Genomic DNA, 20,575 nt, shown 5'->3' on the forward strand with positions numbered 1-20,575 from the left:
CGCGTATGGTAGGCTTAGCCAAGCCACTTAATTGTTGTTACTAGGGTATGACTTTGTTTTGGCTCAAGCGAAACCGCATCTTCAAGTACATTCGCAGCCTCTAGGCATAACATGCTTTTATAATCATCATCGGCAAAATTTGATAGTCGCTTTGATTTTTCAATCCATGGATTCCATAACACGCACGAGCGCGAGTTTTCTCTGCTAACGCTGATCATCCCTTGAGGAGTTTCAATAGTTTGCACAGCGGCGGCTTGGGTATAAACCATATCGGTTTCACGGGTAAAACCAACCACATCACTTTGCTGATAAGGCCCTTGGCCAAATTCTATGTATTGCGCCCCTTGCAGCCCTGTTACGCGAGTATTATTAATATCATCAGTTGGAAAGTAAGAATGCAGCGCCTGTGTATAACTAAATGGGGTGTTACCTAAATTAAAGGTGGTTAAACGCACCTCTAACTGCTCAGATAAAATAAACTCAACCCTTAAAGAAGATTGATGAGGCCAAAAGGTAGAATCTATCTGCTTCATTGGTAATTTAAGACTAACAGTAATCTCGTTCTCGGTTTCATGCACTTCATCGGCTTGCCATACGTGCGTGCGCGCAAAACCATGTGCTGGAAAGTCTTTATTTTCATGTTGACCAAACCAAGGCCAGCAAATAGGAATACCACCACGAATGCCCTTCCCTTCGCTAAAGGTTTCATCCCCAGACACCCACAATAGTGACAATTTTCCTTTGGGTGTAAACTCAGTTATTTGCCCACCTTGTAAAAATATCTTCGCCTTACATTGGCGACTATTAATACTAATAAATTCCAAACCGCTATGTGTACGCTCAATACATACTGAGGGTGATAATTGCATTTTATTTCCTTTAACACTGAGACTAATTTTTTAGTACTTAACCTGAGTTCAGGTTACTGTACACAAACAATAATGCATGCTTAAAGCATAAGCTACATAGAATAGTTATTTAAATTGAGTTAGTTACTATATTTTTATGCCACATCAACGGCTCAATTACGACTAAAGTTTTAAACCTGTGGCTTGCGTATCGCTTTTAACTTACGTAAGGTGCGCAGCCTTAGCAAACAGAGTGTTATTAACTTTTAATAAAATAAAGATAATAAACACCATTTTAATTACTGCTCAAATTAATAAAAACCAATAAAAACTAATAACAGCAGGCTGAAATAACATATATCATTTGAATTCAATTTATTTGATGTGTAACATTTCATGATTACGGCAAATGATTCGCCTTCCATGAGACAAACAAATGCAAAAATATGACGAGTTACTAGTTTCTTTACGCAAGGTGATCCGTGCGATTGACTTACATTCAAAACAACTTAATAAAACAGCGGGTTTAACTGGACCACAACTGCTTATTATGCAAGAAGTGTCTCAAACTGATGGTATTACCGCCAGTCGTATTGCGCAAAACGTCAATTTAAGTCCGGCAACTGTCACAAATATTCTTGACCGAATAGAAAGCAAGAATTTGGTAACACGCGTTCGTAGTCAAATGGACAAACGCCGGGTCAGCTTATACCTTACTGAACAAGGTAAAGAATTACTCGAAAAAGCGCCTCAGCCCTTGCAAGAACACTTTATCGAAAAATTTTCAGCGCTTGCTGAATGGGAACAGAGCCTACTACTTTCATCAATGCAACGTATTGCCGCAATGATGGATGCAGATAAGCTAGATGCCTCTCCTCTTTTAGAAGTAGGCGCACTGTTTCAAACTTCTACTAAAGAATAAAACGCAGTATAAAAACAATAAACTAAATTAGTCTGCCATTTTCTCCTTTTTCCACACTAAGAGGCGCATCGTTGCGCCTTTATTTTTTTAATCACAATCAAAACGGCTATTATGACTAAACTCTCAAAACTAACACTCGCATTAATTTTAAGTGGTGTTGCTAGCAATTCTTATGCATCAAACCTTCAACCTCTCCAAAGCCAATTAACGCAGTTAAAGCAACAAGTAGATAAACTTGAAAGCAAACTCGCTGAAAAAAAGTCTCAGCAAGTAGACCAAGTTAGTAAACAGTTGCAAGCTACTTCTACAGACACTGCACAGCAAGAAAAGCAATCATCTGGAATAAAGGTAGGAGGTGCTATTCGCGCTAACTACGGTATAAACTCTTACGATGAAGACAATGAAGATCGCGGTGGTGACTTTGATTTTGATATTTTCCGGTTAAATGTCTCTGGCGAAATTAATGACATTTCAGTCAATGGTGAAATACGCTTTTACGATTATATGACTGTCGTAAAGTACGCTTACTTAGGGTACGAATTTATTGATGGCTGGGAAGCTCAGGCAGGCATAACAGCCGTGTCGTTTGGTAACGGTCCTTATAATTCTCACAGCTACTTTTTTAGCACTAACTACTATGTTGGCCTAGAAGATGATTTTGATTTAGGTGTGGTTGCTAAGCGTAAACTTAAAGACAACTGGACACTTGATTTAGGCTTTTTCAAAAATGATGAACTGGGTGGAGTTGATGGCTCAGCATCAGACAAAAATCATCGTTACTCTTATGATATTGTTGGTAGTCGCCCTGCAGATGAAGGCACCTATGCCGAGCCTGCAAAGCAACTTGGTGAATACAACACCTTTGCTGGTCGCGCTACTTATCAGCTTGAGCATAGTAAAAATATCACCACTGACATCGGGGTATCGTTACTCAGTGGTGGACTTCACGACGGTGAAGACCGCGCTGGTAATTACAGTGCGTGGGCTGTTCACTTAAACAGCAACATTAATAACTGGAATATTCAATTGCAACACGGTGAATATGACTACGACTTAGACGATGGTAATAACCGCTTTGCGGTGGGTGCTTTTGACTATTATGACAGTGTATCGAGCCAAGCCACAATGACCAACTTTAATATTGCCTATGACTACGCAATAGAGTGGGGCCCAGTTACCAACCTGCAGTTTTATAACGACTATGGGATCATCTACAACAAGTCAGATAATAGCGCCAATACTTGGATGAATGTAACCGGTATGAGCATTACTGCTGGCGGATTCTTTAGTTATGTTGATTTCGTACAAGCCCGCAATCAACCCTTTATTGGCGGTACCATTATTGGTGATGGCGATACCGAGCGCCGTTTTAATATTAATTTAGGCTATTACTTTTAATAGGTAGTGCAATCAGGAAATTCTTTTCCTTTGCTAACCCTAAATGGCTTAGTTGATAACATGCAACTAAGCCATTTTCTCTTCATTTTACCTTTTAATTAGCTTACCCTTTTACCGTTTAATTAATTAAAAAAGAGCTAAAGTGAGCATAAAAAACGTTTTTATTTATTATAAAAATTTTGGCTTTAAATTGCTGGGGCTACTGTGTGTATTACTCGGCATTATTGGTGTTGTATTACCCGTTATGCCAACCACACCGTTTTTAATTTTAGCCTTAGCGTGTTTTGCTCGCTCATCCGCGGCGCTTGAATCTTGGCTATTAAACCACCCTCGCTTTGGTACAACATTACAACATTGGCGCGCCCATCAAGTGGTTCCTGTAAAGGCAAAGTATGCTGCAGGTATAGGTATGCTAATAGGCTTTATATTTTTATTATACAACAGCCCTCCAGCTTGGATTATTGCCCTAGTGGCTGTTGTTGAAGTGCTGGTTATGGCTTACTTAATTTCTAAGCCCTCAGCTCCTCCTAAAAAATAAAGTGTAAAGTTTGGTAAATAAATTTGTAACAGCTAATGCAAATCATTATCATCCGTACAAGTTAAATAAGTTTGTACCTTTTATGCCCTTTGTTAATAAACGCACTTTATATAGTACAAGTCGTACTCTACATATCTATATTTCCACCGCTTTGTTTTTTTTACTTATTCTATTTTGTGTAAGCGGTATAGTGCTAAACCATGTTGACTGGTTAAAAAACGATAAAAACAATGGCCAAATTACGGTCCAAATCCCCCAAGATCTGCTTACTCAAGCAAATACACAATTAAATAGCCTGCCTGCTATTTACCCCCAAATTGAAGCTTACTTAGCCAAACACTATGGGCTTAATAAAGTAAAAAGCATTGAATGGGAAAAGCAAGATTCACTGGTTATGCTCGACTACCCATTACCAGCAGGCTATGCCTATGCAGAGTTTGATTTTATCAGTGGCGAATTGTTACTCGATTATCAAACCGGGGGGTTTTTAAGTGTTATCAGTGATTTGCACAAAGGTCGTCATTCAGGAGAAGTATGGAGCTGGGTTATTGATATATCAGCGGTGCTGATGATTCTATTTGCCATCACCGGCATGATTATTTTATTTCAAAACAGAAAAAAACGCTTAGCAGGAATATGGATAACCGTATTAGGAATCGCAACACCATTGGTTATTTATTTATGCTGGGTTCCACAAATTAAAGGAGTATTTTAATGTTCAAGTTTAAATCTTTAATTAGCACCGTATTGCTGTTAATTGCCGTGTGTTTTCACACTTCGGTGGCAGCGCAATCGCCCCAATTAGAAATCGAATTAACTCTACCTGAGTTAGATGTGCAGCCCTATCATCGCCCTTATGTTGCAGTTTGGCTCGAAACACCAGAGCGAAAACATGTCACAACTTTAGCGCTTTGGGTACAAAAAGCGGAATGGTTTAAAGACCTACGCCAATGGTGGCGTAAAGCAGGTAAAAGTGATGCAAACTTCGATGGGGTTAGTAGCGCAACCAAACGCGCAGGCACTTATACCATTAATTGGGACGGAAACGATCTTAATGGCAAATCAGTTATCGCAGGAAAATACCTGTTAAATATTGAAGTTGTTCGTGAAGAAGGCGGGCGTGATTACAGCCGTATTGAACTTGATTTAACCCAATCAGGAAAAATAACCATTGATGGCAAAAACGAATTTTCAACCAGCTTTGTCACTGTATCCGCTAGGTAGTCCCTACTTATCATTCAAATTTAAAGGAAAAATAATGAACGTTAATTTATTAAAAACAGCACTCATTGGCGCACTGAGTTTATCAGCGCTGGTATCAACAGCTGCAAGTGCACATGGCCGCTGGTTACTACCTTCGCATACCTCGCTATCAGGGGATAAAGCCCATTATGTAATGATTGATGCGAGTATTTCTAACGAAATTTTTGCACCTGATAAAGCATTTCGTCCAAGCACAAAAGGCGCTGAATACGACGATACTCTGCTTATGGCACTTGCCCCAAATGGCGAGCAAGTTACCGATACCATTCGTGCCTACTACCTACAACGCAAAAGCTCTGCTGCAGTAAAACTTCAGCAACAAGGCACCTATCATATTGCGATGACGCAAAAACCTATGTACATGACATTCTACAAAAATGCAGCAGGTGAGCGAAGCCGTGTATTCGCCAAAAAAGCAGATGCCAATCTACCTAAAGACGCCAGCGACATCACTACAATTAAAACCATCTCTACTGTTGATACCTTTGTTAGTCATAATGGTACCTCTAAACCAGCACAATTAGGTCAAGGCTTAGAGCTTAGCGGCCCAACGCATCCAAACGATTTATTTGTTGGCGAGCAAGCGCGCTTTCAGCTAATAAGCGATGGAAAGCCGGTTGGCGAAGGCATTGAAGTCAGCATTTTAAAAGGTGATACACGCTACCGTAACGAACGTGGCGAAATAAAAGTAACGACCGACAAAAACGGCATGTTTAGCACAACGTGGAAAGAGCCAGGCCTATACCTAATCGAAACCTCTCAAAAAGTGACAGTAAACGAAAAAGATGTAGACGCCAGCCGCTATGTATTATTTACCACCCTTGAAGTAGCACCTGAATAAATTTTTAATTCCCTACAGGCCACATTAATCGTTTGGCCTGTAGCTTCTTTATAATTTAAACCCTTTAGCAAAGCTTTAAACCAAGTTAGTCATTTTCGCTGCCTAAATAAGCATAATCCTATATTTTAGCCTCCTTGTCTGTTCCTGTTTCAATCTATTATTCCGATCACTTATTTTTATGAAAATAGTTGAATAACTTAGTCAATTTAGATCTTTGCGATGCACTAGCCGCTTATATATGATGCGCCCTTTTCAAAATCTTCAAGGCACGCTTAATGACTTTTCAGCATTTATCAGCTAATAAAAAATTAGCACTTAGCTTGGCTATTTCCACCGCACTTAGCGCCTCTTTTTCAGCTGCTAATGCGGCTGAGCAAACTAACCAAGTCGAAGAAAATATCGAAGTAATTTCAGTAACAGGCACGCGTCGCAGTTTGCGTAGTATTGCGCAAAGTACTGTGCCTGTAGATATTATTAGCAGTGACGATATGGCAAGTACGGGGCAACTTGAAATTAGCCAAGTGCTCGCTAACCAAGTCCCGAGCTTTAACTACCCAAGTGCCACACTCTCTGATGGCACCGATCATGCTCGCCCAGCGGTTTTAAGAGGCCTTGCACCCGATCACACCTTAGTCCTTATTAACGGTAAGCGTCGCCACTCTGGTGCGTTATTAAACTTAGGGGGCACGGTTGGTCGCGGCTCTACCGCGGTTGATTTAAACATGATCCCAACCTCTGCAATTAAGCGTGTTGAAGTACTGCGCGATGGGGCTGCAGCACAATATGGCTCTGACGCCATTGCGGGAGTAATCAATATTGTTTTAAAAGATGCCACCGAAGGCGGCAGTGTTAGCGTAACTTATGGCCAATACGACAGCCAAATGGCCGGTGTACCGCAACTAAATAGCACTTATGCGGATGATAACGGCAACCTTGCATTTAATTTAGGCGACGATCGTCACGTTAACGACGGTAGTACCCGCACAATTAGCGCAAACTCAGGTTTTTCATTAACAGACAATGGTTTTGTAAATGTATCAATTGAATACCGTGATAACGACTCAACTCAACGCTCTGGTTTTGATCCGCGCGAACAATACAGCCGCCTAGATGATGGCAGCCTAGACCCACGCGAATTTACAATTGATCGCTACAATCACCGTTTTGGTAAAGCAGCGCTGGAAGACTACGCTTTGTTTTACAATATGGGATACGATTTAGAGAATGGCTTTAATGTTTATTCGTTTGGTAGCTATTCAGAGCGTGAAGGTAACTCGGGCGGATTTTACCGTCGTGCAAAAGACAGCCGCAATGTTTTAGAGCTATACCCTAATGGCTTTTTGCCACAAATTGCTACCGACGTAAAAGATTACTCGCTGGCACTTGGTTTACAAGGCGATAGTGGCGACTGGACTTGGGATGTAAGCACCAACTACGGCCGAAATGACTTTGGTTTAGGCGTTGTAAATAGCCTCAATACTTCTTTAGGTACTAATAGCCAAACTGAGTTTGATAACGGCGCCATGGTTTACGATCAATTTTTAGTTAATTTTGATGCCAATACCAGCGTTGATTTTGGTCTACCCGATGATGTGTTTTTCACTATTGGTGCTGAATACCGCCGTGAAAGCTATAAAATAGAGCAAGGCGAGGAAGCCTCTTATATTACTGCGCTTGATAACAACGGCAACCCAATTGCTGCTGGCGGTGCGCAAGTGCTTCCTGGGTTTGGGCCGCAAAGCGCAACCAATGAAAGTCGTCATAATGTTGCTGTATTTGCTGAATTTGATACTTACTTAACTGATAAATGGAATGTTGTTTTAGCCAGTCGCTATGAAGATTATAGCGATTTTGGTAACACATTTACTTCAAAATTAGCCATGCGTTACAGTATTAACGACAACCTATCGTTACGTGGTGCGGCAAGTACTGGCTTTCGTGCGCCGTCACTTGCACAAAGCTCGTACCGTCAAATATCGACTATTCTCGAAAATAACCAGCCTTTTGAAGTTGGTCTATTCCCAAGCTCTGCTCCTGCAGCTCAAGCGTTAGGTGCAAAACAGCTCGATGCAGAAGACTCAGTTAACGTTACCGCTGGATTTGTTTACACTCAAGGTGGCTTTAGCTTAACAGTTGATGCGTACCGCATTGATATTGATGACCGGATTGTACTCTCTGAAAACTTAAGCGGTAACGCTGTGCAGCAAATTCTAGCGAATGCTGGCAAGCTAAATACCGAAAGTGTTCGTTACTTTACCAACGCCATCAATTCGCGCACGCAAGGTGTTGATATTGTGGCAACGTACACACTTGATTTAAATACATTGGGTGATGTGCGCTTAAATGCGGCGGCAAACATTAACGATACCGAAGTGACTCATGTAGATGCAAACCCGAGCGAGCTAAATTCTTTAGGCGATGACTACGTGGTATTTGCCCGTCGTGAAGTAGGCCGTTTTGAGCAAGGCACACCCGATAACAAACTAAACCTATCGGCTGTTTGGAGCTTTAACCAATGGCAAACAACCTTGCGTGCAACTCGCTATGGGGAAGTGGCAGATATTTCAACCACCAGCGAGGGTGATGAATATTTAGATGCTAAATGGATTGCTGATTTAGAAGTCGCTTATCGTCCTAACGAAGCGTGGAAGTTTGCAGTAGGTGCGAATAACCTATTTGATCAGTACCCTCAAGCAACGGTAGATAATATTGGCTACTCTAACTTTGGCCAAATATTTCCGTACACGCCTTACACACCCTACAGTTTAGATGGGCGCTTTTTATACGGTAACATTACTTACAATTTTTAAGTAAAACGCCCATTAACAATAGAGTAATTACAAAAGGATGCAGTGTGCATCCTTTTTATTAACATTTAGTATTTTTAACCATATTTTGGCATTTTAACTTTTTAACTACTGCTGCCATCTCATATAAAACAACAACTTACATTTCGGCCTCAATTTTGCTCTATACTTTGTATATTAACTAAAATAATCAATATCAAAGGACTAAACATGAGCGCATCAACTCTATTCAACTTCACTAAGCCCGTTTCACTAATTAGCGGCATTTTATTACTCAGCGGTTGTGTATTTCACATATCGCCCAGTGTCGCATCAGTTAAACAAACCCAGCAGCTTTCACTACCAAGCAATAACCTTGAGTACATAACGATATTAAGTGGTGCCGGTTCGCTCGATATTCAGGGCTCTAATACTGCAACCAATATTAGCGTTGATGCCATCATTTACACCGCCGACATTGACGATGAATACGAACTCACCCTTGAGAAAAGCGGTACACAAGCAAAACTTGTTGCACAAAATAAAAGTAATAATGGGATTAGCTTTTACAGCGGGCAATCACCAAGTATCAATTTAGTTGTTACCGTACCTAACACCCTAAATTTAGATATTAACGACGGCTCAGGCGATATTATTATTAACGCTATGCAAAGCAATATTGATGTAAAAGATGGCTCTGGCAATATTGATATTAATAGTGCTAAAAACTTAAATATTGACGATGGCTCGGGCAGTATTTACGTAAAAAATGTAGTCGGCGATTTAGCATTAAATGATGGCTCAGGCAGCATTGATATTGATAATGTCAGTGGTAATGTCGCAATTGAAGATGGCTCGGGCGGCATAACTATTAAACATATTAATGGCGCAGTCACCGTAGACGATAACTCAGGAGATATGTTGATTGAACATATTGGCTCAAGCGTGACGATTGAAGATGGCTCTGGCGATATTCGTGTTAATTATGCTAAAGCGCTGACTATTACAGAAGCAGGCTCGGGTGATGTCAGTATTGATAATATTTCAGGCACTGTAAAATTAGACCGCTAATACACTAATAAAGCGAAATAAATGGCTGTTCACTACATCAGTTATTGTATTTTACTAACACCTAAGCCATGCTAAATGTCTTGAAATTATTAGGATAAACGCGTGTTAGAAATAGCTTTAATTTATTTAGCCGCCGCCATTGTGGCTGTTCCTATTGCCAAACGACTTGGCTTAGGATCAGTACTGGGTTATTTAATTGCTGGCATACTGATTGGTCCCTATGCATTGGGAGTCGTAGGGGATCAAACCGATGTAATGCATTTTGCCGAATTTGGCGTAGTGATGATGCTATTTTTGGTCGGACTTGAACTACAACCCTCACGACTATGGAAGCTTCGGCACTCTATTTTAGGGCTTGGTGGCTTACAGGTGGTGCTAACTGCGGCGGTTATTTTTGCCTTTTGTTATTGGTTTTTTACCATGCATTGGCAAACCGCATTGGCCATTGGTTTAATGCTGGCACTTTCTTCTACCGCGATTGTATTGCAAAGCCTCGAAGAAAAAGGCTGGTTAAAGCAAGAAGCTGGGCAAAATGCATTTTCGGTTTTATTATTTCAAGATATTGCCATTATTCCTATTTTAGCGCTACTCCCCTTACTCGCGTTTGCTGCACCAAGTAGCTCAAAACAAATTAGCGATTCAATCATTGCAGGCTGGCCTGTTTGGCAACAAGTAGGCGTCTCTGTTGGCGTTATTGCCGCTATCATTGCTGGCGGTAAATATGTGTCGGCACCACTGTTTAGATACATAGCACAAACCCACATGCGTGAAATATTCACAATTTTTGCATTGTTTTTAGTCGTGGCTATTTCGCTTGTAATGCACAGTATTGGCCTATCACCTGCTTTAGGTACTTTTTTAGCCGGTGTAGTATTGGCCGAAAGTGAATTTAGACACGAATTAGAAGCCGACATAGAGCCCTTTAAAGGCCTATTGCTAGGACTATTTTTTATCACTGTAGGGGCTTCAATTAATTTTGAGCTATTATTTAATCAATTTAGTACCGTGGTTGCTTTAGTTGCCTTATTAATTGTCATTAAAGCCTGCATTTTGTTTGCCCTTGCTGTCACATTTAAAATTAGCTCAAAGCAAAAACTATTGTTTACATTGGCACTAGCACAAGGTGGTGAATTTGCTTTTGTACTTTTAAGCGTGACCACCACATTAAGTATTTTAACCCCAGAACAAACCAGTCTAGTGACCTTAGTGGTTGCGGTATCTATGTTGATAGCCCCTTTATTACTGATGTTGTATGAGCAAATACAAAAACGCAGTAGTAGCACTAAGCCTGAGTTTGATAAACCAGAACAAATAAATACCGCTAAACACGTAATTATTGCGGGCTATGGCCGCTTTGGGCAAATAATGGGGCGTTTATTACATGCACAAGGCTACGAAATTACCGTACTTGATCACAGCCCAAGCCAAATAGAACTGCTGCGCCGCTTTGGTAACACCGTATTTTACGGTGATGCTGCTCGCCAAGAACTGCTTGAAGCTGCTGGTGCACATACTGCACAAATGCTGGTTGTTGCGATTGATAACCCAGATAAAACCATTGAAATTATTAAGCTGGCACATAAAAACTACCCACAATTAAAAATAGTGGCGCGCGCAATCGATCGTCGCCATGCGTATCAACTACTGAATCTAAAAGTGGATGCGTTTAACCGCGAAACCGTCGACTCAGCCATTAACTTAGCCATAGAATCACTGCAGCTACTTGGCAATAGCAAAGAAGACGCTGAGCGTGCTGGTAAATTATTTAGGGATCATGACCGTGCATCTGTGTTACAACTTTCTGAGCTTTGGGGAGATGATGCCAGCTACGGCGTTGCAGTACGCCAACGTATGGAAGATTTAAAACAGGTATTACAGCAAGATAAGCAAGCACAGCAAAATTTAAATACCTGTGATGCAAACGATTATGAAAATGGCTTAACAGAAGACTCTGCTAAGCCCAAAAAACGACCTAATGATGATGTCCACCTTGAATAGCATCACCTTGAGGATTATAAAAACCGGTGGCGCCGTGCTCTATAAAGCCTAGGTTAATCATTTTTGCTAAAAATGGGTCGCTTTCGTTATCGCCAATGTCGGCATAGTCGGTGGTTTGAAAGTTATCCCATTTTGCAAACTGAGCCTTAATCGCTGGTGTGTCATTTTGCACCGCGTCTAAGCTAAGTGACGTGCTTGCTTTATTCGCTAGGTTACTAATACTAAATGTTTTTACTAGTTTTGAATGGGTAAAAAATGCCAAGTTATACTGAGAGTTATTTTCTTCTAAGCTGTAATTTTTTATTTCGTTGCAGCCTTCGCCTTCGGTGCTCACTAATGTCATTTTTTCAATAAGATGATTATCTACCAGCTGTACTTTTGCACTCCAGTTTTGCACTCCTTGCACCTCTGAGGGCTGATATTCAATACCGCGCTGCTGCGCATTAAAATAACGAATAGGCCGTATTTGATTGTTGCTCGTATGCTGCCAAAGCTCTGTTATAACTTGGCTTTGGTGCGCCACTTGTTGCTCATTTCGCCAAAGGGTGAGAGTTTGGCTGTTTTCCTTATTATTTTTAAGCGCTTGTGGAGCCTTATTAATAATAGTGTAAGTGGCTTTTAATACCTGTGGATTTATATCGCACTGCTCAGCAAAGCTGCTTGCGCTAAATAATGCGCTCATTATTAAAAATACTTTTTTCATTGGGCTATCTCTTTAGTTAATCGCTTTTAGCTTAATTGCCTTTAACATAACCAAAAATAATGGCAGTTTAATGACATAAAAAAACCCGCACAGTGTGCGGGTTGTTTTATATCGCAAGGTTTATTGCGCTACTTTTTCATCCGCCGCTTTTACAAAATCTGCGGCAAAGTCCATAACATGGAACAAAAAGCTTTGCTCATTAGTTCCAGTCACTAAGTGGGCACCAGGTCCGGTTGCATACACACCTACATCTTCACCGGCGTGGGTTTCTGATGATAGTGGCACAAGTGCTTCTTGGTGAAAGCCCGGCGTTGTAGTATCAACATTGCTTAAATCAACGCGCCCTGTAACGGGTGCAAAGTTATATCCTTCATCTGCATCGGTTTCATTGCCTAAGTCTCTAAAGCCACCACCATTAGTGTAACCAACCGTAGTATAAGGCATATCATCGGCAGCTAAACTTGGCTCTGTTTGGCCTACACCAACCACTTTACCCAATATTGGGTTGCCACGCTTAGGGTAACCCGCAATAGTAAACACATGGCTGTGATCGGCCGTGACCACGATTAGTGTTTCTTCTGGGTTAGTATTTTCCATCGCCACTTTTACTGCATTCGCTAACTCAATAGTGTCGTTTAATGCATTGTAAGCGTTACCCGCATGGTGGGCGTGATCAATACGGCCCGACTCAACTGTTAAGAAAAAGCCTTTATCATTGTTATCTAAAACATTAATAGCTTTTTCGGTCATTTGCGATAGCGAAGGCTCACCAGCGATATCGTTACCGCGGTCTGCTTCGTATTGCATGTGCGATTCGTTAAATAAACCAAATACCTTTGTGGCATCATCGCTAATGGCATCAAACCCAGTTTGATCCATTACGTAAGTACCAGTCGGGTAAGTTGTTTGCCATTCTGTCACTAAATTACGCGCATCAGTACGGTCGCCTTCAACAGCACTCACCGCATCTGCAGAATTAAAGGCTGCATCTTTAGGTAAAAAATGACGACGCCCGCCACCCATAACCACTTCGATTCCGTCTACATCAACACCACTAAAACGGGCTTCTAAGTTCTTTTCAAAATTAACCAGCTGTGAAGCAATATCTTCACAATTGGCTGACTCTGAAGCTGGCATATCTGAAATATCTTCCCAGTTACGATCAGCCGACTTAGCATAAGTTGCCGCAGGCGTTGCATGGGTAATACGTGCCGTAGAAACAATACCGGTAGATTTACCGGCAATTTCCGCAAGCTCTAACGAAGTAACAAGCTCATGCCCTTTGCCTGATGCACAATTACCACGCTCAACCGCTTCATCAATACCAATTACACCCACATCGGTTTTTACACCAGAGGCCATTGCTGTCATCGTACCGGCAGAATCTGGTGTTTGTGCATCTACGTTATAAGTTTTTACAAACCCAGAATACGGCATAGTTTCAAAGCTTAATTGGTGATCTTCACCCATTTCACCCTGCAACTGCCCCGCTAAAATACGCGCCGCCGTTATGGTAGAAATACCCATACCATCACCAACAAACAAGATCACGTTTTTCGCTTTACCTGACTCTGTTACTACCTTACTTGCTGCATCTTGCGCACTAGCAAGTTTAGTTTGTGCGTCGCTAAACCAAGCATTGTTACTTAATGAAGCGAGCTGTTCACTCGTTAATGAGGTAGCTGGGTCGTTACATACTAAGTTAGTGTGCGTTACTTCGTTGCTCTCTAATTGCCCATTAGTATTGGTATCAACACCGCTTTGCGTTTCTACGCCGCCATTAACACATTGTGCTGAGCCTACTGCGATTTGGTTATCTACCGCTAAAATATTATTACTGTTTTTGTCGTCATCACTCGAACACCCAGTTAATGCGACCATTACTGCTAAAGAAAGTACTGTTAATTTATTCATGTGAGCCGCCATTATTGCTGAGTTAGTTCAAGAGCTTGATTAATTAAATGAAATACAACGTTTTGTTCTATAACACCTTGAGCAAGGTGAGCACCTGGGCCCATTGCATGCAATGAAATATCTTCACCTGCATGCGTTTCAGAGCCAAGTGGAACAGTAGCCTCTTGGTGAAAACCTGGCGTATTTGTATCAACACCATTTAGCTCAACACGTCCTGCAACCGCAGCTGTTTCATAGCTTGCATCTGCATCCGTTTCATCAACTAAGTTTCTAAAACCGAGGCCATTTGCATAACCTACTGTGGTGTATGGCATGTTATCAGCAGCTAGCGTTGGTGTAGTTTGGCCAACACCAACCACTTTACCTAAAATTGGGTTACCACGTTTCGGGTAACCTGCAATAGTAAACACATGGCTGTGATCGGCTGTAACTAAAATAAGCGTTTCTTCAGGGTCGGTGTTATCAACGGCAGCTTGAACGGCTTTTGCAAATTCAATAGTGTCGTTAAGTGCATTAAAAGCATTACCCGCATGGTGAGCATGGTCAATACGGCCCGACTCTACGGTTAAGAAAAAGCCTTTTTCGTTTTTACCCAGTACATCAATCGCTTTAGTTGTCATATCGGTAAGCGACGGCTCACCAGCTATATCGTTGGCACGGTCAGCTTCGTATTGCATGTGCGATTCGTTAAATAAGCCAAAGACTTGGGTTGCATCATCGGCAATAGCATCAAATCCGGCTTGGTCCATCACATAAGTGCCATTTGGATATTGTGTTTGCCATTCAGTAACAAGGTTGCGCTCATCAGTACGATCGCCTTCTACGGCGCTCATTGCATCATTTGAATTTGCCGATGCATCTTTAGGTAAAAAATGACGACGGCCGCCACCCATTACAAAGTCTAAGCCATCAACATCGGTACCTATAAAACGCGCTTCTAGGTTTTTTTCAAAGTTAACTAGCTGTGAGGCAATATCTTCACAGCCTGCATTAACTGCTGCCTCAGGCATGTCTGAGATATCTTCCCAGTTGCGATCAGCCGATTTAGCATACGTTGCACCCGGTGTTGCGTGAGTGATACGTGCAGTTGAAACAACACCGGTAGCTAAGCCTTTAATTTCAGCCAGCTCCGTGGCTGTTAATAACTCATTACCGATAGCCGTTGCACAGTTACCTCGTTCAACCTTTTCATCAACCCCAATAACACCCACATCGGTTTTTACACCTGAGATCATGGCCGTCATGGTGCCTGCAGAGTCTGGCGTTTGTGCGTCAACATTGTAGGTTTTAACTTGTGCTGAATACGGGAATTTTTCAAAGCTTAAGTAGCCTTCTTCACCGAGCTGGTTGTTTCGTTGACCTTGTAAAATACGCGCCGCTGTTAAGGTAGAAATACCCATGCCATCGCCAACAAATAAAATTACATTTTTAGCTTTGGTGCTTTTAACCGCTTGTGCTTGCGTTGTTTTAGTTGTTAGTTTTGTTTGTGCGGCACTGTACCAGCTGCTGTCTTTTTGACTTTGCGGTAGAACATTGGCATGACTAACGGCACTAAACGCACAGGTGAGTGCGATTGCCGCAGCGACTTTTTTAATTTTCATCCGTAATTCCCATTATGTAGTGGTTATTTTTAAAAACTGTGAGCTCAAAAACATCAACCGCTGCACTATAGGAAATAGATGTTACTAATAAAGGTAATTTTAATGACAAGAAGGTGACAGCCAAATTTTATATCAATAACACCTACTTTGTATTTCCATCGACTGCTTAACCCTTCTCATAATATATGTAACAGCTCTATAAAAGCACATCACAATATATTAGTTTATTGATCTCTTGCTTGAGCCTAAGCTTGCTATTGCCTACAATAGCGCATAATTAATTCAACGCAGATCACTATTATGACTGATACAAACAAACCAGAATTACCTAATCAACTGTCTATTAACCCACGTAGCAAATTTTATGTAGAAGAAGTATTTGAACATGAAATCGGTATTACACTTAACGGTAAAGAGCGTTTTGACGTTGAAGAGTACTGCATCAGCGAAGGTTGGATAAAAGTAGCGGCACCTAAAGCGCTAGACCGTCGCGGCCAGCCATTACTTATGAAAGTAAAAGGCACTGTAGAAGCGTTTTACAAGTAATAGCTTACTTGTAAAAAGAAAAGCGACACCTTACTGGGTAGTCGCTTTTTTTGTGCCTTTTAAAAACAGCTTTAACATGTTGAACTTTTTTCATACTCAACCTGATGAAGTTTCATTATGAATTTTCAAAAAGTATGTTTGAATAGCTTTAATTATTTAGACGTATAGAAGTCCATTATGAGCAAGTTAATAATATTAGATGGCGGCATGGGTCGTGAACTCAAACGCATGGGCGCGCCGTTTTCACAGCCACTGTGGAGTGCGCAAGCTTTAATAGAAGCACCGCAATGTGTAACCCAAGCACACCAAGGTTTTATAGATGCTGGCGCTGAAATAATTACTGTTAACAGCTATGCATGTGTCCCCTTTCACTTGGAAGAATTTGAATGGCAACTAGCTGATGGCGCAAGCGCTATTTCTTACTCTTTTTCTGCCAACGGTGAGCACTTTTTAGTTTTAGACAGCCTTGGTTTTTTAAACGTGCTTGAGGCGCATGCGCACGACGATCACATACACTGGGAGCTAGCAGGTCAAGTTGATATTACACAAGAAGATGTAACAACTATGCCTGAAGGCATGAAGTTTAGTATGACAGTAGCGAAAAATGGTCAGTTTGCTTACGTAGCCGACCCAATAGCCCAACACGTTGTGCAAGTTCACCTAGAAGACTTAGAAATTGAAGGTGAACTAGAACTTACATTCCCACCAGTCGCGATCACTTGGTTAGGTATTGCACAAGAGGAAGAGCACGACCACGTACATTAATTTTACGCTTTAAAAAGAGCACTCCCTTGAAGGTTGGCATTTTAATGCCAACCTTTTTTATTCACATTTTGTAACAGACCTTTTATCGTAAGTGCATCGCTATTTTGCACCTTATTGTTATGATGGGATCGCTATTAATATAGGACGTAATCCCATGAAAAAACTAACAACATTGGCTCTTGCCTTGGCTGCAGCAATCGCGCCGAGTGTATCGGCCTATGAGACTAAAGACACTCGTTTACTTCGCTTTCCAGATATTCATAACCAAACCGTTACTTTTGTCTACAGTGGCGATATTTATATTGCGAATACGCAAACAGGCGAAAGCAAACGCTTAACCGACCATATTGGCTTTGAAACATTTCCTAAGTTTTCCCCTGACGGTAAGCGCATTGCATTTTCAGCCGAGTATAACGGTAGCCGACAAATTTATGTGATCAACAGTGACGGTTCAAACCTAAAACAACTTACTTATTATAATGACGTTGGCCCAATGCCACCGCGTGGAGGTTTTGATTACCGCGTTTTAGATTGGACCGCCGACGGTAAAAATGTGGTATTTAGAGCTAACCGCACACCATGGGGAAAACGTATGGGCCGCCCTTACATGGTTCCTGCAGATGGCGGACTTGAACAGCCATTAGCGATTCCAGAAACTGGTGGCGGCATGCTATCTCCAGATGGCAGCAAATATGTTTATACGCCAATTGACCGAGAGTTTCGTACGTGGAAACGTACTCGTGGTGGTCGTGCGCAAGATGTATGGATTTATGATTTAGAAAAAAACACCTCAGAACAACTAACTACAAACCGTGCAACCGACCAGCAACCAACTTGGGTCGGTGACAATATTTACTTTGTGTCTGACCGTGATTACACGCTAAACCTTTACCAGTACCGCAAAGGCAGCGAACCAAAAAAACTTACCAACTATAAAAACTTTGACGTACTTTGGCCTTCAGCTGGCCCAAATGCGATTGTTTATGAAAACGGCGGTTATTTATATCGCTTTGACGCAAAAACACAAAAAAGCGCTAAGCTAAGCATTAACATTGCTGGCGTGCGCCAATACGCAATGCCGTATAGCAAAAATGTTAGCGATTTTATTGATTCTATGTCGCTCTCTCACGATGGTAAACGTGCTGTATTTACTGCCCGTGGTGAGTTGTTTAGTGTACCAATTAAACAAGGGCCTACACGCAACTTATCTTACACAGAAAAAAGCCGCGAAATAGATGCAAGCTGGTCACCAAATGGGCGCTACATAACCTACATGAGCGATGAAAGCGGCGAGTACGAAATTTACTTAAAAGATCGCAGTAAAAATAATGCTATTAAGCAACTCACTAGCAATGGCACTATTTGGCGCTTTACGCCCATTTGGTCACCAGATAGCTCTAAATTGTTGTTTTCAGATAAAAACAACACACTTTGGTGGTTAGATGCAAAATCGGGCAAGCAACACAAAATTGATACCGGTATTTACGACGAAGATGGCATTACTCAATATACTTGGTCGCCTAACAGCCAAGACATTGTATTTGTTAAAAATAACGAAAACCGTTATGCCTCGCTATGGCACTACAACCTTAAAAAGAAAAAGGTAACGCGCTTAACAGACGAAATGAGTAATGAGCAAAACCCTACTTTTTCGCCTGATGGTCAATACCTTTACTTTAGCTCAGAGCGCGACTTTAATCTGGCATTTAGTAGCTACGAGTTTGATTACATGTTTAATCGAGCAACCCGTATTTATGCAGCTGCAGTAAACGATAGCGTTAAACCGCTTATTGCCTTACATAGTGACGAAGCCACGATTGTCCAAGATAAAGAAGATGAAAAAGAAGACGACAAAAAAGTTAAAAATGCACTGCAAAGCAATGACTTTATGCAACGTGTTACCGCACTTAATGCCCCTGCGGGCGATTACCGTGGCTTAACCGCAGTAAAAGACGGCGTACTGACTCTTGCTAATGGCGGTTTACAGCTAATAGGCACCGATCACAACAGTGAGCTAGAAACAGTCGCCAAAGGCGTTAGTAATTACACTATTTCAAGCAATAGCGAACACCTACTTGTACATACAGGTGGCGGTTACAGCTTAATTGAACCTAAGCCAAAACAAGACCTAGACGCAAATAAGCTCGATTTAAGCAAAATGACGCTTAAAATTAATCCGCAAGCAGAGTGGCAACAAATGTATGTTGAGGGTTGGCGTACACTGCGTGACTGGTTCTACGATGAAAACCACCACGGTCAAGATTGGAATGCTATTTTAGCAAAGTACCAACCTATGGCTGATGCCATTAGCCATCGTAGCGACCTTGATTATGTTCTTAGCGAAATTGCCGGTGAAATTAACTCTGGCCATATTTATGTGCAGTCGGGTGATATGCCAAAAGCAGAGCGTAAAAACCATGGTTTATTAGGCGCTAAGCTTGCAAGCGACCCATCTGGTTATGTAAGAATAGAACAAATCTTTAAAGGTGAAAACTGGCATGACGATTTCCGTTCACCGCTTGGCACCACAGGCGTAAAAGTACATAACGGCGATTATATTATTGCGGTAAATGGCCGCTCGGTAAAAGACGTTGCTAACTTTTACGAACTCCTTGAAAACACCCAGGGTGAGCAAGTAGAGCTAGTGCTAAACAACAAGCCGCGTAGCAAAGGCGCATGGCAAATAACGGTAAAACCGATAGCAAGTGAGCAAGGCCTACGTTATTTAGACTGGGTTAATTCGCGTGCAGCCTACGTTAATAAGCTATCAAATGGGCGTATTGGCTATGTGCACCTGCCAAATACAGCCTATGAGGGCAACCGCGCCATGTTTAAAAACTACATGCCGCAAACAACCAAAGATGCCATGATTATTGATGACCGTTACAATGGCGGCGGTTTTATTCCTGAGCATATGATCACCTGGCTTGCGCGTAAACCGCTTAACTATTGGAAACGCCGTGGTGTAGAGCCAACTAAAACACCGCAGTTTGCACACAATGGTCCTAAAGCCATGCTAATAAATGGCTATTCAAGTTCTGGTGGTGACGCAATTCCTTACTACTTCCGCCAAGCTGGTCTAGGTAAGCTAATTGGTACCCGTACATGGGGTGGTTTAATTGGTATTTCTGGTAACCCAAGCCTTGTAGACGGCGGGCAAGTAATTGCTGCTACATTCCGTATTTTAGATACAAAAGGTAACTGGATCATAGAAAACGAAGGTGTTGCACCAGATATTAAAGTAATTGACCGCCCAGAGCTTATTTATAAAGGCCAAGATCCATCAATAGAGCGTGCAGTACAAGAGTTATTAAAGGAGCTTAAAGAAAACCCTAAGCAACCTTTAGTGGTGCCACCAGCACCTACTGATTTTTAATTTGC

The 20,575-nt window shown here is 41.6% G+C and carries 16 protein-coding genes; 12 read left to right on the forward strand and 4 right to left on the reverse strand.

The features are described 5' to 3' along the window. Nucleotides 1–14 precede the first annotated feature (14 nt). Nucleotides 15–869 carry a D-hexose-6-phosphate mutarotase gene (locus tag PSM_RS15040; RefSeq protein ID WP_013466235.1) on the reverse strand — a complete coding sequence of 285 codons (855 nt, stop codon included), beginning with the start codon at nucleotides 867–869 and terminating at the stop codon, nucleotides 15–17. A gap of 415 nt (nucleotides 870–1,284) precedes the next feature. On the opposite strand from PSM_RS15040, the gene PSM_RS15045 reads away from it, so the two are divergent. The 9 genes from PSM_RS15045 (at nucleotide 1,285) to PSM_RS15085 (ending at nucleotide 11,665) form a co-directional block, all read left to right on the forward strand. Then, complete coding sequence (locus PSM_RS15045; protein ID WP_008466785.1) at nucleotides 1,285–1,770, forward strand: MarR family winged helix-turn-helix transcriptional regulator; 486 nt, start codon at nucleotides 1,285–1,287, stop codon at nucleotides 1,768–1,770. A gap of 111 nt (nucleotides 1,771–1,881) precedes the next feature. Further along, on the forward strand, nucleotides 1,882–3,168 hold the full coding sequence (locus PSM_RS15050) for a hypothetical protein (protein ID WP_013466237.1): 1,287 nt from the start codon (nucleotides 1,882–1,884) through the stop codon (nucleotides 3,166–3,168). A 142-nt stretch (nucleotides 3,169–3,310) separates the two neighbouring features. After that, nucleotides 3,311–3,706, forward strand: a complete 396-nt coding sequence (locus PSM_RS15055; protein WP_013466238.1) for a YbaN family protein — start codon at nucleotides 3,311–3,313, stop codon at nucleotides 3,704–3,706. 82 nt (nucleotides 3,707–3,788) lie between these two features. Continuing rightward, on the forward strand, nucleotides 3,789–4,421 hold the full coding sequence (locus tag PSM_RS15060; protein ID WP_013466239.1) for a PepSY-associated TM helix domain-containing protein: 633 nt from the start codon (nucleotides 3,789–3,791) through the stop codon (nucleotides 4,419–4,421). Continuing rightward, nucleotides 4,421–4,930: a DUF2271 domain-containing protein gene (locus PSM_RS15065; protein WP_013466240.1), complete on the forward strand. Its 510-nt coding sequence runs from the start codon at nucleotides 4,421–4,423 to the stop codon at nucleotides 4,928–4,930. The genes PSM_RS15060 and PSM_RS15065 overlap by 1 nt, the downstream gene beginning before the upstream one ends. A gap of 34 nt (nucleotides 4,931–4,964) precedes the next feature. Continuing rightward, nucleotides 4,965–5,810, forward strand: coding sequence for a DUF4198 domain-containing protein (locus tag PSM_RS15070; RefSeq protein ID WP_008466776.1), 846 nt, complete (start codon nucleotides 4,965–4,967; stop codon nucleotides 5,808–5,810). Between the two features lie 275 nt (nucleotides 5,811–6,085). Further along, nucleotides 6,086–8,620 (forward strand): TonB-dependent receptor plug domain-containing protein, encoded by a 2,535-nt coding sequence (locus PSM_RS15075; RefSeq protein WP_013466241.1) that lies wholly within the window; start codon nucleotides 6,086–6,088, stop codon nucleotides 8,618–8,620. A 207-nt stretch (nucleotides 8,621–8,827) separates the two neighbouring features. After that, nucleotides 8,828–9,667, forward strand: a complete 840-nt coding sequence (locus PSM_RS15080; RefSeq protein ID WP_013466242.1) for a hypothetical protein — start codon at nucleotides 8,828–8,830, stop codon at nucleotides 9,665–9,667. 102 nt (nucleotides 9,668–9,769) lie between these two features. Next, a complete protein-coding gene (locus PSM_RS15085) occupies nucleotides 9,770–11,665 on the forward strand; it encodes a monovalent cation:proton antiporter-2 (CPA2) family protein (protein WP_013466243.1) in 1,896 nt (631 codons plus the stop codon). Here the strand turns inward: PSM_RS15085 and PSM_RS15090 are convergent. The 3 genes from PSM_RS15090 to PSM_RS15100 all read right to left on the reverse strand — a co-directional run bounded on the left by PSM_RS15090 (nucleotide 11,640) and on the right by PSM_RS15100 (nucleotide 15,883). Further along, nucleotides 11,640–12,368, reverse strand: coding sequence for a hypothetical protein (locus PSM_RS15090; protein ID WP_013466244.1), 729 nt, complete (start codon nucleotides 12,366–12,368; stop codon nucleotides 11,640–11,642). The genes PSM_RS15085 and PSM_RS15090 overlap by 26 nt on opposite strands. Before the next feature lie 120 nt (nucleotides 12,369–12,488). After that, on the reverse strand, nucleotides 12,489–14,282 hold the full coding sequence (locus PSM_RS15095; RefSeq protein ID WP_013466245.1) for an alkaline phosphatase: 1,794 nt from the start codon (nucleotides 14,280–14,282) through the stop codon (nucleotides 12,489–12,491). A gap of 11 nt (nucleotides 14,283–14,293) precedes the next feature. Further along, the gene (locus PSM_RS15100; protein WP_013466246.1) at nucleotides 14,294–15,883 is read right to left on the reverse strand and encodes an alkaline phosphatase; all 1,590 of its coding nucleotides are present in this window, start codon (nucleotides 15,881–15,883) and stop codon (nucleotides 14,294–14,296) included. 300 nt (nucleotides 15,884–16,183) lie between these two features. Between PSM_RS15100 and PSM_RS15105 the strand changes: the two genes are divergently transcribed. From PSM_RS15105 to PSM_RS15115, 3 genes are all read left to right on the forward strand, one after another. Beyond that, the gene (locus tag PSM_RS15105; protein ID WP_008112798.1) at nucleotides 16,184–16,429 is read left to right on the forward strand and encodes a DUF3297 family protein; all 246 of its coding nucleotides are present in this window, start codon (nucleotides 16,184–16,186) and stop codon (nucleotides 16,427–16,429) included. Nucleotides 16,430–16,657: 228 nt separating this feature from the next. Further along, nucleotides 16,658–17,194 carry a homocysteine S-methyltransferase family protein gene (locus PSM_RS18800; RefSeq protein WP_442852291.1) on the forward strand — a complete coding sequence of 179 codons (537 nt, stop codon included), beginning with the start codon at nucleotides 16,658–16,660 and terminating at the stop codon, nucleotides 17,192–17,194. 154 nt (nucleotides 17,195–17,348) lie between these two features. Continuing rightward, nucleotides 17,349–20,570, forward strand: coding sequence for a S41 family peptidase (locus tag PSM_RS15115; protein ID WP_013466249.1), 3,222 nt, complete (start codon nucleotides 17,349–17,351; stop codon nucleotides 20,568–20,570). Nucleotides 20,571–20,575 lie beyond the last annotated feature (5 nt).

It is taken from the genome of Pseudoalteromonas sp. SM9913, assembly GCF_000184065.1.
In the GTDB taxonomy this organism is placed as follows: Bacteria; Pseudomonadota; Gammaproteobacteria; order Enterobacterales; family Alteromonadaceae; genus Pseudoalteromonas; species Pseudoalteromonas tetraodonis.